Annotated in this window: 13 protein-coding genes and 1 pseudogene; 5 read left to right on the top strand and 9 right to left on the bottom strand. The window is 72.9% G+C overall.

The genetic code is table 11. The annotated features are described in order from the left end of the window. The first annotated feature begins 39 nt into the window (after positions 1-39). Positions 40-1,573, top strand: a pseudogene (locus ACQPXS_RS39865) (amino acid permease). Between the two features lie 181 nt (positions 1,574-1,754). Further along, positions 1,755-2,843 (top strand): mechanosensitive ion channel family protein, encoded by a 1,089-nt coding sequence (locus ACQPXS_RS39860; RefSeq protein ID WP_356317168.1) that lies wholly within the window; start codon positions 1,755-1,757, stop codon positions 2,841-2,843. A 78-nt stretch (positions 2,844-2,921) separates the two neighbouring features. On the opposite strand, the gene ACQPXS_RS39855 is transcribed toward ACQPXS_RS39860, so the two are convergent. The 3 genes from ACQPXS_RS39855 to ACQPXS_RS39845 form a co-directional block, all read right to left on the bottom strand. Further along, the gene (locus ACQPXS_RS39855; protein ID WP_351808137.1) at positions 2,922-3,353 is read right to left on the bottom strand and encodes a DUF7144 family membrane protein; all 432 of its coding nucleotides are present in this window, start codon (positions 3,351-3,353) and stop codon (positions 2,922-2,924) included. Between the two features lie 32 nt (positions 3,354-3,385). Then, a complete protein-coding gene (locus ACQPXS_RS39850; protein ID WP_433454375.1) occupies positions 3,386-3,862 on the bottom strand; it encodes an SHOCT domain-containing protein in 477 nt (158 codons plus the stop codon). Between the two features lie 119 nt (positions 3,863-3,981). Continuing rightward, positions 3,982-4,629, bottom strand: a complete 648-nt coding sequence (locus ACQPXS_RS39845) for an HdeD family acid-resistance protein (RefSeq protein ID WP_433454373.1) — start codon at positions 4,627-4,629, stop codon at positions 3,982-3,984. Between the two features lie 238 nt (positions 4,630-4,867). Here ACQPXS_RS39845 and ACQPXS_RS39840 point away from each other — a divergent pair, with 238 nt between their 5' ends. After that, a complete protein-coding gene (locus tag ACQPXS_RS39840) occupies positions 4,868-6,277 on the top strand; it encodes a DUF2252 domain-containing protein (protein WP_433454372.1) in 1,410 nt (469 codons plus the stop codon). A gap of 32 nt (positions 6,278-6,309) precedes the next feature. Here ACQPXS_RS39840 and ACQPXS_RS39835 read toward each other — a convergent pair whose 3' ends face one another. The 6 genes from ACQPXS_RS39835 to ACQPXS_RS39810 form a co-directional block, all read right to left on the bottom strand. Next, positions 6,310-6,507, bottom strand: a complete 198-nt coding sequence (locus tag ACQPXS_RS39835) for a hypothetical protein (protein ID WP_351808134.1) — start codon at positions 6,505-6,507, stop codon at positions 6,310-6,312. A gap of 97 nt (positions 6,508-6,604) precedes the next feature. After that, positions 6,605-7,123, bottom strand: coding sequence for a hypothetical protein (locus ACQPXS_RS39830; protein ID WP_365322607.1), 519 nt, complete (start codon positions 7,121-7,123; stop codon positions 6,605-6,607). Between the two features lie 16 nt (positions 7,124-7,139). After that, on the bottom strand, positions 7,140-8,768 hold the full coding sequence (locus tag ACQPXS_RS39825) for an MFS transporter (RefSeq protein WP_433454370.1): 1,629 nt from the start codon (positions 8,766-8,768) through the stop codon (positions 7,140-7,142). 96 nt (positions 8,769-8,864) lie between these two features. Next, a complete protein-coding gene (locus ACQPXS_RS39820; RefSeq protein WP_433454368.1) occupies positions 8,865-11,480 on the bottom strand; it encodes a LuxR C-terminal-related transcriptional regulator in 2,616 nt (871 codons plus the stop codon). 221 nt (positions 11,481-11,701) lie between these two features. Then, positions 11,702-13,186, bottom strand: coding sequence for a hypothetical protein (locus tag ACQPXS_RS39815; RefSeq protein ID WP_433454366.1), 1,485 nt, complete (start codon positions 13,184-13,186; stop codon positions 11,702-11,704). 112 nt (positions 13,187-13,298) lie between these two features. Then, entirely contained in the window at positions 13,299-14,207 is a 909-nt protein-coding gene (locus ACQPXS_RS39810; RefSeq protein WP_433454364.1) for a YhjD/YihY/BrkB family envelope integrity protein, read from the bottom strand. 211 nt (positions 14,208-14,418) lie between these two features. Between ACQPXS_RS39810 and ACQPXS_RS39805 the strand changes: the two genes are divergently transcribed. Both ACQPXS_RS39805 and ACQPXS_RS39800 read left to right on the top strand, forming a co-directional pair. Beyond that, positions 14,419-14,877, top strand: coding sequence for a DUF6325 family protein (locus ACQPXS_RS39805; protein WP_433454363.1), 459 nt, complete (start codon positions 14,419-14,421; stop codon positions 14,875-14,877). A gap of 50 nt (positions 14,878-14,927) precedes the next feature. Further along, positions 14,928-15,254: an SHOCT domain-containing protein gene (locus tag ACQPXS_RS39800; protein WP_433454362.1), complete on the top strand. Its 327-nt coding sequence runs from the start codon at positions 14,928-14,930 to the stop codon at positions 15,252-15,254. Positions 15,255-15,262 lie beyond the last annotated feature (8 nt).

Raw genomic sequence — 15,262 nt, 5'->3', positions numbered from 1 at the left:
CCCCCTCTCCCCGACGCTCATGACCCGGAGGTCCCCCGCATGTCCCCCACCCCCGAGCCCGCACCCTCGCCGGGCCTGCCCCAGCAGGACGAGGAGAAGCGGCTGCGCGAACTCGGCTACCGGCCCGTGCTGGCCCGCCGGATGGGCGGTTTCGGCAACTTCGCGATCAGCTTCTCGGTGATCTCGATCCTGTCCGGCTGCATGACCCTGTACGGCTTCGGCCTGAACACCGGCGGCCCCGCCGTGATGCTGTGGGGCTGGGCGGGCGTCGGCCTGTTCGTGCTAGTGCGTCGGCCTGGCGCTCGCCGAGGTCACCAGCGCCTACCCGACCTCGGGTGCCCTGTACTACATGGCGGACCGGCTCGGCGGCCGGCGCTGGGGCTGGTACACGGGCTGGCTGAATCTGCTCGGTCTGCTCGGTGCGATCGCCGGCATCGACTACGGCGCCGCCCTGTTCACCGGCGCGTTCGCCAACCTGCAGTGGGGCTTCACGCCTACGCCCGGCAAGACCATGCTGATCTTCTGCGCCATCCTGCTGCTGCACGCGGTGCTGAACCTGTTCGGCGTCCGCCTGGTCAGCCTGCTCAACTCGGTGAGCGTGTGGTGGCACCTGGCCGGTGTCGCGCTCATCGTGGGCGCGCTCGCGATCGTCCCCGACCACCACCAGTCGGCGTCCTTCGTGTTCACCAAGTTCGTCAACGAGACCGGCTGGCACAACCCGCTCTACGTGGCGGCGATCGGCCTGCTGCTCGCGCAGTACACCTTCTCCGGCTACGACGCCTCCGCGCACCTGTCGGAGGAGACCGCGCAGGCCTCGGTGTCGGCGGCGCGCGGCATCGTACGGTCCATCTGGGCGTCCTGGATCGCGGGCTTCGTCCTGCTCGCCGGCCTGACCTTCGCCATCCAGGACTACGACGCCACGCGCACCACCGACACCGGTGTGCCGCCCGCGCAGATCCTGCTCGACGGCCTGGGCACCGGCGGCGCCAGCGCGCTGCTGCTGGTGGTGATCGTCGCCCAGCTGTTCTGCGGCAACGCGGAGGTCGCGGCGGCCAGCCGGATGGTGTTCGCGTTCAGCCGCGACGGCGCGCTGCCCGGTTCGCAGCTGTGGCGCAAGGTGAGCGCCCGCACCCAAACCCCGGTCGCCGCCGTCTGGTTGTCCGTCGTCGTGGCCGGCGTCCTCGCCCTGCCGTCGCTGTACTCGACGACCGCCTACAACGCGGTGACCGCCATCAATGTCATCGGCATCACCCCCGCCTACGCCATCCCCGTGCTGCTGCGGCTGCGCGCGGGCGACCGTTTCCGGCCCGGTCCGTGGCATCTGGGCCGCTGGAGCCGGCCGGTCGGCTGGATCGCCGTGCTCTGGGTGGCCTGTGTGACCGTGCTGTTCTGCCTGCCGCAGGCCTCACCGGTCACCGTCGACACGATGAACTACGCGTCGGTGGCGCTCGCCGTCGTCCTGGTCCTCGCGACCGTCTGGTGGTACGTCGCCCGCCGTTCGTACGGCACGCCCACCGCCGCCGCGTACGGCAGCGACCGCGACCAGGCCGAGCTCGCGGAGGGCATCGTCTGAGCCACGTGCGCGAAGACGCCGGTCCGGGTGCGAACTGGCGTGCCGGATACGGCAGGATGAACGATCGCGCCGGCCGACGGGGTTCCGCCGGCCGGCGCGATCGCACATCCGCACATCGAGCAGGTGACAACGTGACGAGACTTCACAACCCCGCAGCCGACGCGTGCCCCGGAGGTGACCGGTGAACCGCGCGCTGACCCTGGACGACCTCGTCCTCGCCGGAATCGCGGTGGCGGCGGGTCTGGTGCTCGCCTTCTTGTCCCGCACCCTGCTGCGCTGGCTCGCCAAGCACGCCAAGCGGACCCGCTGGAGCGGCGACGACGTCATCGTGGACGCGCTGCGCTCGGTCGTGCCGTGGGCGGCGATCGCGGGCGGCGCGGCGGCGGCCGCGATCGTGCTGCCGCTGACGCGAACCGTGCAGCACCACACCGACCAGTTGCTGGAGGTGTGGCTGATCTTCGTGGTGACGCTGTCCGCGGCCCGGGTGATCGCGGGTCTGGTGCGCACGGTCACCCAGTCCCGCTCGGGCGTGGCGGGCTCGGCGACCATCTTCGTCAACATCACCCGGGTCCTGGTCCTCGCCATCGGCTTCCTGGTGGTCCTGCAGACCCTCGGCATCTCCATCGCGCCCCTGCTGACCGCCCTGGGCGTCGGCGGTCTGGCGGTCGCCCTGGCCCTGCAGGACACCCTCGCCAACCTCTTCGCCGGCATCCACATCCTGGCGTCCAAGACGGTCCAGCCGGGCGACTACATCCGGCTCGGCAGCGGCGAGGAGGGCTATGTCGTCGACATCAACTGGCGCCAGACGACGGTCCGCCAGCTCTCCAACAACCTCGTGGTCATCCCCAACGGCCAGCTCGCCAAGGCCAACATGACCAACTACACGCATCCCGAGCAGCGCTTGACGGTGCTGGTGCAGGTCGGCGTCGGCTACGACTGCGACCTGGAGCACGTGGAGCGGGTCACGGCGGAGGTCGTCGCCGAGACCATGCGCGAGGTCGAGGGCGCAGTACCGGACCACGAGCCCGCCATCCGCTTCCACACCTTCGGCGACTCCCGCATCGGCTTCACGGTGATCCTCGGCGTCGGCGAATTCAGCGACCAGTACCGCATCAAGCACGAGTTCATCAAGCGCCTCCATCGCCGCTACCGCGCGGAGGGCATCAGCATCCCGGCGCCCACCCGGACGGTGGCACTGCAGCAGGGCGCGGTCGTGATCCCGCAGCAGCGCAGCGGGGAGGAACTGGCCCCGCCCGCCCGGGGCGAGTAGGCCGCGTCCGCAACAGGCCGGCCCGCACGGCCCGGTGGCGCTGACCATGCGCTGCCGGTCGTGCGGGTCGGGAGCCTGCTACAGGGTCTCGGCGGACTCCCTGCCCTGGACCACGCACAGCGCCCAGATGATGAACCCGGACAGCGCGATCATCACGACGGACCACACCGGGTAGTACGGCAGGGACAGGAAGTTGGCGATGATCACCAGCCCGGCGATGGCCACGCCGGCGACGCGTGCCCACATCGACGGGGTGAACAAGCCGAAGCTGACGATCACGGCGATCGCGCCCAGGACCAGATGGATCCAGCCCCAGCTGGTGAGGTCGAACTTGAAGACGTAGTTCGGCGTCGTCACGAAGACGTTGTCCTGGGCGATCGCCATGATGCCCCGGAACACACCGAGCAGCCCGGCGAGCAGCAGCATGACGCCCGCGAAGGACGTGAGGCCGCCCGCCCACGCCTGCCTGGTGCTGCGGGTGTGGGCGCGGGTGGAGGGGGTCGTGGTCATAGGAGGCCTCGATTCGTTCTCGTGGGCGCGCCTCAGCGCCCTGTGGAGGTGGGTACGGAATCGCCGCCGCGCCGGGCCTGGGCCGGGCCGGTGTCGCTGAGGACGAGCTCCTTGGCCCTGCGGAACTCGTCGTCGGTGATGTCACCGCGCGAGCGCATGGCGGAGAGCTTGGCGAGTTCGTCGGCGCTGCTGGTGCCGGTCGCGCCCTGCGCGGTCTGCCGGACGTAGGAGTCGAAGGCCTCCTGCTGGGCGCGCGCCTGCGCCACCTCCCGCTGTCCCATGCCCTTGCCGCGGGCGATCAGGTAGACGAAGACACCCAGGAACGGCAGCACGACACAGAAGATCGTCCAGCCGGCCTTGCCCCAGCCGCCCATGTCGTCGTCGCGGAAGATGTCGACGATGACCCGGAACAGCAGGACGAACCACATGATCCACAGGAAGAACACCAGCATGGACCAGAAGACACCCAGGACCGGATAGTCGTACGCGAGGTAGTTCTGCGCGCTCATGTCTTTCCTCCATCCAGGGCCCCGGCTCGCGGATTCGCCGAGCCGGTCTCTGCCGTTCTCACCATGCACACGGTCAAAGCGGCACGTCCTCACCCGAGGCGGGTGATCGTGCGCCCGGTTCAGTCCGTGGGGCCGGGTGCGCCCGGCACCACCCCGCTCCTGCGCAGCGCGGCCCGCCAGGTGAAGGCGACCGCCAGCTCGACCAGGCCCAGCAGCACGAGCCACAGCCCGAGCAGCCGGGTCAGCGCCCGCGCCGACTCGGCGGGCAGCGCCAGCACCGCGATCCCGGCCACGATGCCGAGCAGCGCGGCACCCAGGACGACACCCCGGTGCGGCAGGTCCTTGGCGGCGATCGCCGTGTAGAGGGTGAGCACCCCGGACACCAGCCACACGAGCCCGACGACCAGCGCCAGCGCGGTGATGGTCTGCAGCGGATGGCGCAGGCAGAGCACGCCGGCCAGGACGTACAGCACGGCGACCAGCAGGCCCGGCAGCCGGTCGGAGTGGTCCTCCCGCGCGAACGCCGTCACGAACCGGATCGCGCCGCCGAGCAGCAGGTACAGGCCGAGGACGACGGCGAGGACGTGCAGCGTCTCGTCCGGCCAGACCAGGATCAGCACGCCCGGTACGAGCGTCACGATCGCCGACGCCAGGATCCAGGTCCAGGAGCGGGCGATCGCCGTCATGGCCTGTGCGGGGCCGGTGCCCGCCGCGCCGGGCGGATACGACAGCCCGGCCCGCGGTCGCTGTCCACGCGGTTCGCTCATGGCTCCTCCTCGCCCCCTCGGCACCGGCCGCGCGCGCTCCGCCGGCGGGGCGGCCCGCGGCCCTGGAGCGGACAGAATTCCCGGGGCGGCCGTCCCGGCGGATCACCCGCCGCGGGTGATCCCCCCGCCCGGACCGGGCGGTGGGCTGGAGCGGCGGGCCCACGGCCCGTGTTCCCCGGTCCCCGCGCGAGGCGGGATCGGCGGCGAGAGGCAGGCCGCAGGACCAGGAGGGTGGATCATGACCGCACCGCATGCCGTCACCGTCGCTTTGTCGCCGGCCGACCGGGCGGCCCACGGCAGGAGGGCGCGGCGGCACGCCCCGCGCTCGGGCCACGGCGTGTTCGAGGCCGCGCCGGACCGGCCGGACGTGGTCGACGTACTGGAACGGCAGGCGGCCACCCGGGTGCCGGAGCTGGTGCCGATCCGCTACGGCCGCATGCTCGAATCCCCCTTCCGCTTCTACCGCGGCGCGGCGGCGGTCATGGCGGCGGACCTGGGCGCGCTGCCCGGGACCGGGCTCCGGGTCCAGCTGTGCGGGGACGCGCATCTGCTGAACTTCGGGCTGCTGGCCTCCCCGGAACGGCATCTGGTGTTCGACATCAACGACTTCGACGAGACGTTCCCGGGCCCCTTCGAATGGGACGTCAAGCGGCTGGCGGCCAGTCTCGCCGTCGCGGGGCGCGACAACGGCTTCACGGAGAAGGAGCAGGACGACGCCGTGCGCACCTGCGTGCGGGCCTACCGGGAACGCATGCGGGAGTTCGCCGGCATGCGCACCCTGGACATCTGGTACGCCCGGGACGACGCCGACCGGATGCGCGGGCTGCTGGCGGTCTCGATGGACGAGGAGGGCAGGCGTCGTACGGCCGAGGCGGCCGACCGCGCCCGGTCCCGGACGCATCTGCGGGCCTTCGCCAAGCTCACCCGGCTCACGCCCGAAGGGCGCCGGATCGCCGCGGACCCGCCGCTGCTCACCCCCCTGCGGGGGTTGCGGGGCGAGACCTCCCCCGACGAGGAGGACAAGGACCTCCAGGCGCTGCTGGAGTCGTACGCGCGCACCCTGCCCGCGGACCGGCGGCACCTGCTGCGGCACTACCGGCTGGTGGACATGGCGCGGAAGGTGGTCGGGGTCGGCAGCGTCGGCACCCGGTGCTGGATCCTGCTGCTGCTCGGCCGCGACGACGACGATCCGCTGCTGTTGCAGGCCAAGGAGGCACAGGAGTCGGTGCTGGCGGCGCACACGGGCGGCGAGCGGTACGACAACCAGGGCCGCAGGGTGGTGGCCGGGCAGCGGCTCCTGCAGGCGTCCAGTGACATCTTCCTGGGCTGGACGCACGTCGTGGGCCTCGACGGGCGCGACCGGGACTTCTACGTACGGCAGCTGTGGGACTGGAAGGGCAGCCTCCGGCCGGAGAGCTGGGACCCGGATCTGCTGAACCTGTCCGGCCAGGTGTGCGGGGCCGCCCTGGCCCGGGCCCATGCGCGCTCCGGTGATCCCGTCGCCATCGCCGCCTATCTCGGGGCCGGGGACCGCTTCGACCGCGCGCTGACCGGGTTCGCGCAGGCCTACGCGGACCGCACCGAGCGGGACTTCGAGGCACTGCGCGAGGCGGTCCGCTCGGGCCGGATCACGGCGGCCGATCTGTGAGGCACGGCCCTCCCGCGGACGGCGGGTGCCGGTCACTCCGGCAGCTGGCGCATCTCCACGACCCGCAGTCCCAGCGACTGGCAGCGGTTCAGCAGCCCGTAGAGGTGCGCCTCGTCGATGACGGGACCGAACAGCACCGTCTGACCGGACATCATCACGTGATCCAGTTCCGGAAAGGCCTCGGTAAGGGTCTCCGACATCTGTCCGTCGACGCGGATCTCGTAGAGCATGGGCCGTTCTCCCGCCGCGAGCTGCGGTCTTGCCTGCGATCCTGCTCCGCCCGGCCGCACCGGGCCTCACCCGGCACAGGTGATCCGGGCGCGGGCCTCAGTGCGTCAGTGTGATCTTGAACATGATGATCGCCAGGCCGAGCAGCAGATTGACGGCGGCGGTGCCCGCCACCAGGCGCCAGGACGCGCCCGCCTGCCGTGCGCCGGCCGCGGACCAGCCGACCTGGCCGGTCACGGCGACGGCGACCGCCAGCCAGACCGCGCCGTCGACGCCCAGGCCGAGCAGCGGGCTGACGGCGACGGCGAGGGCGGGCGGGACGGCCGCCTTGACGATCGGCCACTCCTCGCGGCACACCCGCAGGACCGTCGGCCGGTCCAGTGCCTGTTGTGCCAGACGGGCGCCGAACAGCTGGGCGTGGACGTGCCCCACCCAGAAGACGAGACCGGTGAGCAGCAGCAGGACGACCAGCTCCACGCGGGGGAACTTCCCCAGCGCGCCGGCGCCGATCACCACCGACGCCGCGAGCATCGATCCGTACACGGCACCCGTGTAGTCGGCGTGGGCGCGGCGCTCGGCACGGCGTTCCCGTGCCTCGGTGCGAACGGTGGGGGACATCGCCGTACCTTCGCGCTCACTCCGTGGCGCCGGTCACCCGGGTCGGTGCCCCGCCCTTCGCCTGCTGCGGCCGCCGGGCCGGCCCGGTCGGCAGGTGCGGGGTGACGAGGAGGCTCGCGAGGGTGATACCCCCGGTGGCGAGGATCGCCGCCCGCAGCCCGTCGAGTTGGGCCGAGGCGTACGCGGAGGTGAGGGCGTCGACCTCGGACGGGGGCAGTCCGGCGCGCTGGGCGGCCGAGCGCACCTGGTCGGTGGGCACGAAGCTGATCCCGGCCTCCAGGCGGACGCCGGTCTGCTGCCGGGTCTCGGCCGACAGCTGGGGATGGCTCTCCACGCCGGCGGTGAACGCGTGCGCCAGCGCGCCGATGAGTATGGACCCGATGAGCGCGGTACCCAGCGCCGAACCCAGGTTCTGCGCCGTGAACTGCAGGCCGCCCACCTCGCTGCGCTCCGTCTCACCGGCACTCGACTGGACGACGTTGCCCAGCTGGGAGGCGAGCAGTCCCATGCCGATGCCGAGCACCGCCATGGCGCCGGCGAACTGCGCGTTGTCGATGTCCGGTTCGATGGTGGCGAGCAGCCAGACGATGGCCACGGCCAGGGTCAGCAGGGCCAGCCGGACGACCCGGCGCGGCCCCATGGTGCGGCCGAGCCGGGCGGCACCGAGGGAGGTGACGAGCATCGTGATGGACACCGGCAGCAGCCGCAGCCCCGTCCGGAAGGCGTCGAATCCCTGCACCACCTGCAGGTACAGCGGGATGGTGAAGAACAGTCCGAGCAGGATAAGGTTCTGGCTCAGCAGGGTGAGTAGACCGGAGCGCAGGGGCGGCCGGCCGAACAGGGACAGGTGCACCAGGGGGTCGGCGCCCGCGGCCTCCCGCCTGCGGTCCCAGCGCACGAACAGGGCCAGCACGGCCACCCCGGCGGCGATGACGAAGAGGGTGGGCGCGAAGCCCAGCACGGTGAAGGGCGGGTTGCGCGGATGCACCCAGCCCCAGGTGCTGCTCTGCAGCACGCCGAGCACGCCCAGACCCAGTCCGCCCGCCGAGAGCACCGCGCCGACCACGTCCAGCCGGGGCGGCGGTCCGGTCCGCGCGGACTCCTTGACCACCCGGTGGCACAGCAGGACGACGAGGACGACCACGACCTCGCCCGCGAAGACGAGCCGCCAGGTCAGATACGTCGTCACCCAGCCGCCCAGCAGCGGGCCGACCGCGATGCCGGCACCGGCGAGGCCGCCGATCACGCCGTAGGCGACGGCCCGGTCCTTGCCGCGGTAGGCCTCCGCGACCAGGGCCGCCATCGCGGGCAGCACCATCGCGGCGCCGAGTCCCTCGATCACCGACCAGCCGAGTGCGAGCACCCACAGCGTGGGCGCCACGGCGGTGAGCGCCGAACCGGTGCCGTAGACGATCAGGCCGAGCAGGAACAGCCGGCGGCGGCCGTGGATGTCGCCGAGCCTGCCTCCGATGATCATGAAAGCGGCCATGACCAGCGCGTACAGCGTGATGACGGCCTGGATGGCGGTGACCTCGGTGTGGAAGTCCTCGACCAGCTGGCTGATGGAGACGTTCATGACGGACGTGTCCAGGACCATCAGGAACTGGGCCGTTCCGAGCACCATCAAAGTGCGCCAGTGTCCCATGCCGTCCACCACCTCACCGCGTACTCCCGCCCTCTCAGGGGAGCGGGCGGTGCCGCCGCGCGCCTCACCCGTCACGGGCGAGACGCCCGGCCCGGGTCAGATCAGCCCGTGCTCGCGGGCCCGGCGCACCGCCTCGGCGCGCCCGTTCACGCCGAGTTTCCGGTAGGCGCTCTTGAGGTGGGTCTTCACCGTGTTGACCGAGACGTACAGGTCGGCGGCGATCTCCTCGGTGGACATCAGGTCGGCCAGCCTGCCCACGACCTCGCGTTCGCGTCCGCTCAGCTCCTCCACGACCGGGGACGAGGGGTCCACGGCCGCCGCCCCCGGATCGTCGGGCGAGGCCGGGCCGCACGGGGTGAGCCAGCCGGCGGCAAGGCCCCGCAGCGGCGGTGCGTCCAGCAGGTGCCGGATCCGCGGTCCGGCTTCGAGGAAGGGCCGCCGCAGCCGCTCGCGCCGGGCCTCCCGCAGGGCACGGGCGAGCAGTGTGCGCGCGGTGGCGGCATCGGTCTCCTGGGCGGCCTCCGCCCGCACCAGCGCGGCCCGTACGGTCGCTCGCGGTCCGGCGCGGCCCTGCGTCCGCAGGTGGTCGAGCAGGTCGATGGCCGCTTCGTGGTCGCCCGCGGCGCACCGGGCCCAGGCCAGCTCCGCCGCGCACGCGGGTTCACCGTCGCAGGAGACGTCGTCGAGCACCTTCAGGGCGCTGTCCGGGCGGCCCTCGGCCAGATGGGCCGCGGAGGCGACCAGCGCGGTCTGCGCCTGCGCCCAGGGGGAGGCCACCAGGCCCGGTACGTCGAGGTCGGCCGCCGCCGCGGCGGCCCGTGGCTCACCCCGCGACAGCAGCAGCCGTGCCGTCACCAGGGACCGGCCGGCGGCCGTCACCGGATCGCCCGGGGCTCCGCAGTCCGCCACCTCGTCCAAGAGGGCCTGGGCCTGGGCCGGTTCGCCTCGGTCGAAGGCCACGGCCGCGAGCACCAGCTGACCGAGGCCCGAGCCGCAGGACCGGGGACGGCCCAGGCCGTACCGTTCCGCTTCGCGCAGGGCCGCCCGCGCCTTGCGCTCCGCCCGGCACAGCCAGCCGCCCAGGTAGTCGATCAGGGCCAGCTGAGCGAGGGCGTCCTCGCGGGGCAGCGCCGTGGAGACGCCGCTGGGGCATCCGGCCACCTCGGACAGGGCGGCGCGCGCGTCGTCGAAGCGCCCGGCCCACAGCCGGACCGAGCCCAGGTGGGTCAGCAGCAGGGCGGTGAACTCGGGGTGTTTCTCCAGCAGCTGGGCGGAGACTTCGGCGCGCAGTTCACCGGCCGTCGCCACGGCCTGTTCGGCCATGCCGGGGGAGCCGGTCAGCCGGGCCGCCAGGGACCGCAGCAGCGCACAGCTCAGCCGGCCCGCGGCGTCGGTGTCCGCGGCGAGGCGCTCCTCGGCCCGGCGCAGATGGACCAGGCCGCGTTCCACGTCGGACGCGGACAGTTCGCGCGCGGCGCGCACGAGGTCCGCCGCCGCGTTCGTCGCCTCGGGCCCCATGCGGGAGAACAGCTCGGTGAGGTCGCTCGCGCGCAGGCCGGTGAAGAGCTGACCGATCGCCAGGTCGTCGACGAGGGCCTGGGCGGTGAGGTTCCAGTCGCCGGCGGCGGCCCCGTGCGCCAGCGCCTCGGGCAGGGCGCCGGAGCCGCGCAGCCACTGTGCGGCCCGCCGGTGGAGTTCGGTCTCGAGTCCTGGCGAGCGGACCCTGAGATGGACCCGGAGGATCTCGCCGAACAGCGGGTGCAGGCGGTACCAGGAGTGCCCCAGGTCCTCCACGAAGGCGTTCTGGCCGTGCAGTGCGGCGAGGGCCTGCTCGGCGCCGCCGCGCCCGGTCAGCTCCGCCACCAGTGCCGGGGTGAACCTTTCCACGACGCTGACGCGCAGCAGGAGGTCCTGGACGCGGGCCGGCTGCCGTTTCAGCACCTCTGCCAGCAGGAAGTCGGCGATCGGGCTCCGGCCCGCCTCGAAGTCCTTCAGATACCTCTCGGGGTCCGGGCTCTGCCGTGCGGCCAGGGCGCACAGGCGCAGTCCGGCGGCCCAGCCTCCGGTGCGCTCCACCAGGGCACGGGTGGCCTCGGCGGGCAGCCGCAGCCCGTGCAGGTCCAGGAGTGCGGCGGCCTCGTCGTCGGTGAAGGCCAGCTCGGCGTCCCGGATCTCGGTCATGTCCCCGGCCGCCCGGTAGCGGTGCAGCGGCAGCAGCGGCTCGGTGCGGGTGACGAGGACCAGGCGCAGCCCCTGACCGGAGTGGTGCAGGACGAACTCCAGCTGTTCCGCGATCCGTGCCGAGGTCACCCGGTCGAACTCGTCCAGCACGAGGACGGCGGGCCGCTCCAGCCCGCTCAGTTCGTCGGCGAGACGGGCCAGCAGCCTGTGGTCCACGCGATGCGCCTCGCCGGGGCAGCCGAGGTCGGCCGGGAGCGGTACCCCGGCGGCCCGCAGCGCCTGGAGCACATAGGCCCAGAAGACTCCGCAGCCCTGGTTCCCCGCCTCGTTGGTGAACCAGGCGACCGGTTGTCCGAGCCGGGCGGCCCAGTCCGCGACCAGCAGGGTCTTGCCCGCGCCGGCCGAGCCGTTGACCATCGTCAGGGGGGTCTCGAAGGCCTGGCCGAGGCGTTCGGCGAGCCGCGGTCGGCGCAGGAACGTGGCCGGCGTGGCGGGCAGGGCGAACCGGGTCTGCAGAAACGGCTCTCCCATGGGATCGACGTGCGTGACGGCCGATCGCCTCGTCTGCTTCTGCCGCGTGGTCACAGGGTCACCGCCGGCCTGCGGAGCGGGCTCCACTCGATCAGGATCCCAGGCTTTCGGCCGTCCCGCAGTTCGCACCTGGCCGCCCGGCCCGTCCAGGTTCTCTCGCACCGCACACGAAGGTCCCCGAGCCGGCCGCGGTCGCCGGCCGACTCCGGCGAACGCCGCTGTCAGCGGGCTTTCCCGGGCGGACTGGGCGCGCCGCGTGCCGCCTCCAGCTGCACCCTGCCCGCGGCCGCCAGCAGGGCGAGCAGCGCCAGGACGCCGAGGAGGACGAGGACCAGCAACAGGACGGTGAGCACCGTCGGATGGTTCCAGAGCGCGAAGACGAGCGCGATGATCAGCAGGGTGAGGAGCGTGACGGCCCGGCGGTAGGCCAGCGCGTACGCGCCGACGCGCCCGGCGCTGATGTGATGGCCGGCCGCCCAGCGCGCCGCGGAGTCCGCCGTCTGGTCGGAGTAGCCGCGGACGGCCACGGGCAGCCGTCCCGGACCGATGAGATAGGCGCCCAGGGCGATGACCACGCCCAGGACAATGGCCGTACGCAGGCTGACCCGCAGAAAGCGCAGCAGGGTGTCGAAGACGGCCTCCGCCGCGGCCCTCGACTGCACCTGGGGCGGCAGGTGATCGAGGTAGTAGCCGCGCGCCACGACCAGGCCGATGGCCACCAGCAGGCAGGTGAAGGCGGCGCCCAGCGCGGTGCGCGCCAGGGCCCGGCGCCGGTGGCGGGCCAGTAAGACCCCGGCGGCGCCGAAGAGGACGACGAGCACCGGGAACCAGTTCCCGACGATGTCGAGGAGGCGGGCGCCCTTGCGGAACTTGGCGAGCTCGTCGGAGTGGAACAGCACCAGTTGCTTGTTCACCTGGGGGATCCTGGCGGCGGGTTTCAGGCCGGCGTCGACGAGCTCGTTCTTCACCCGGTCGACGGCCGTACCCACGTCCAGGGTGACGGTGCCGTCGCTGACGCCGAACGCACCGCGTCCCTTGCCGGTCAGGGCGTGCACGACGGCGTTGTGGGCGGTGCGGTTGGCGTTGCGCCACACCGTCACGAAGACGTCGCTGTGGACGACACGGGTGGCGATCCTGGTCACGGCCGTGTCGACGGCGGAGTCGATCGTCGGTCCGAGCCGGCTGACCGCGTCGGCGGCGAGCGGCGGCAGGCCCTGGGACCGCAGCCAGGAGGCGATGTCCCCGGCGACCCGTTTGCCGTCGACGTGGGCTCCCACCGCCTCGGTGATCCGGTGCACCGCCGCGTCCTGGACGGCGGGTTCGGTGGCCAGGGGCGCCACCGTGGACACATAGCGGTCGGTGTCGAGCGCGATGTCGTGCACCCAGGTGGCCATCAGCGCGACCGGTACGAGGATGCAGGTCAGCACGATGAGCACGGCCGAGGAGGTGGTGCGCGCGATCCGGCCCGCGGCGGACCCGGCGGGGCGGCCCGCCGGCGGCTGTTCACGCTCCGACGCGGGTGGCACCGGGTAGGGCCGCTGCGGGTCCTGGCCCGGCCGGGCCGCCTTGCCGCCCGCCTGGTCCGAGCCCGGATCCGGCCGTCCCGAGCCGCTCGCCGGCCCGGTCTCGGCCCCGTCCCGACCCTGCGCGTCCGCCGGCTGGTGCGGGTCCGGCTCCGGTGGCTGCGAGTCGGGCGGCTTGTTCACAGGACCTCCGGCCGCGGGGTGGTGTGCCTGAACATCCCCATTGCGTCAGCCCCGTGGACGTTCCGCGCGCCGGGTGGACCGTACGGGCGACACCGCGCCCCACGGCGAAGCCTCAGGAGTCCCGCGCCGCCCGGTCGCGCCGCGGCGGCGGGCTGCCGAGGCGGCCCGCGAGGAAGGGCTCCTGCGCCAGTACGGCGCCCGCGCTGACGGCGACGGCCGCGGCGACGCACACCACGATCAGCCAGGACATGAGCACGAACACCGACCCCACGGACCCGTAGTCCGCGAGGGCACGGTCGAGGGCCCGGGGCATGTACAGACGCGCGGTCATCGCCAGCACGGTGAGGACCGTCGCCGTGATCAGGGCGCCCGGCAGCAGGGGCTTCCAGCCGACCAGGCCGCCGAGCAGCAGGTGCTGGGTCCACCACCACAGCCCCACCTGGCTGACCCAGGTGAGCGGGATGCCGAGCCAGGCGCCGACTCCGAAGCCCTCGCGCAACGGGCCCTGGAGCACCAGGACCCCGAGCCACAGGGCCAGCCAGGCCAGCCACCGCCAGGGGGCGATCCGGGTTCCGGTGCGCGGGATCTCCCAGGCGCGCTTGCACAGGCGCTGCATCGCCCGGCTGACGGCGGTGGCCGACAGCAGCACCATCAGTCCGCCCACCACGCCGGTGGTCTGCTTCAGGTCGCCGGACGTGGGCTGGAGCGCCTGATCCAGCTCGGCACGCGACGTGCCGGTCAGCCCGAAGACCGCTGTCACGGAGGCGATCAGCTGATGGCGCACCGCCCCCGGAGCGCACGCCGCGAACACGAACAGCAGGGGGACCGCCGTCAGGAAGCACTGCGCCGCGAGGCGCGTGGCGGAGTCGAAGATGTTCACCGACACCATGCGGTCCGCGAGATGCGTGACCACGGGGAACCGGCTCTCCGCCCGCCGGTGCACCGATGTCGCCCAGGCGGTCAGCTTCTTGCCCCGCCCTGCCGTCGCCATCAGCGTCCCGGCGGGAGACTCTGCGGGCACACCCGGACCCCGCCCGCTGACGGCACCCCGACGGTCGGCATGACATCGCTCCCTTCGCTGGGAACCAGGGTGGCGGGCCGAGCGGCCCGCGGCATTCCGGGGCCGGGGCACGGCGGGCCGCCGCCCCGCCGTGCCCCGTCCGCTGCATATGCGGCCCCTCGCGCCGCATGGTGGACTGGAGGTGCCTCCCTGCGCCCCGTGAGGAGAAGTCATGGAAAGCGTCGAAGAGATGGGGCCCGTCGACTACCTGGTCATCGAGTTCCCCGGCAACCGGATGACGGGAGAGGCGTTCCCGCTGCTGGTCGACCTCGTCGACCGCGGGATCGTCCGGATCATCGACCTCGCCTTCGTGCGGAAGGAGGCCGACGGCTCGGTCGTCGGACTGGAGTTGCAGGACCTGGGCGGCGAGACCGATCTGACGGTCTTCGAGGGAGCCTCGGCCCGTGTGCTCGACCAGAGCGACCTCGAGGAGGCGGCCAACGCGCTGGAGCCGGGCAACTCGGCCGCGGTGCTGGTCTACGAGAACCTGTGGGCGGCTCCCCTGGCCGGCGCGCTCAGGCGCAGCGGCGCACAGCTCGTCGCGAGCGGCCGGATTCCGGTGCAGGCGCTGCTGGCGGCGCTGGACGCCACGGAGGAGACGGTACCGCCCGGCGGCTCCGCGGCCGCCTGAACCGGAGCGTCCCGTATCCCGCCGCATCGATCCATGGGAGATGACCGAACATGCCCGGACTGCTTCGCGGCGTCGCCCGCACGGCCGTCGTCGCCGGTACCGCCACCGCCGTGTCCAACCGCGTCTCACGGCGGCAGGCCGGCAGGTGGGCTCAGCAGGACTACGAACGGCAGCAACAGTACGAACAGCAGTACCCACCACCGCAGTACGCACAGCCGCAGCAGGCGGCGCCACCCGCTCCGGCCGCGCAGCCGGCCGCGGCCGCCCACGACATGACCGCGAAGATCGAGCAGCTCAAGCAGCTGGCGGATCTGAAGGCCCAGGGAGTGCTGACGGAGGAGGAGTTCGAGAGCCAGAAGCGCCTGCTCCTCGGCTGAGCCACGTC

This window comes from Streptomyces sp. CA-142005, from assembly GCF_050942335.1.
In the GTDB taxonomy this organism is placed as follows: Bacteria; Actinomycetota; Actinomycetes; order Streptomycetales; family Streptomycetaceae; genus Streptomyces.
Note: the sequence above shows the minus strand (reverse complement) of the source record. Positions and strands in the feature narration are given on the sequence as shown.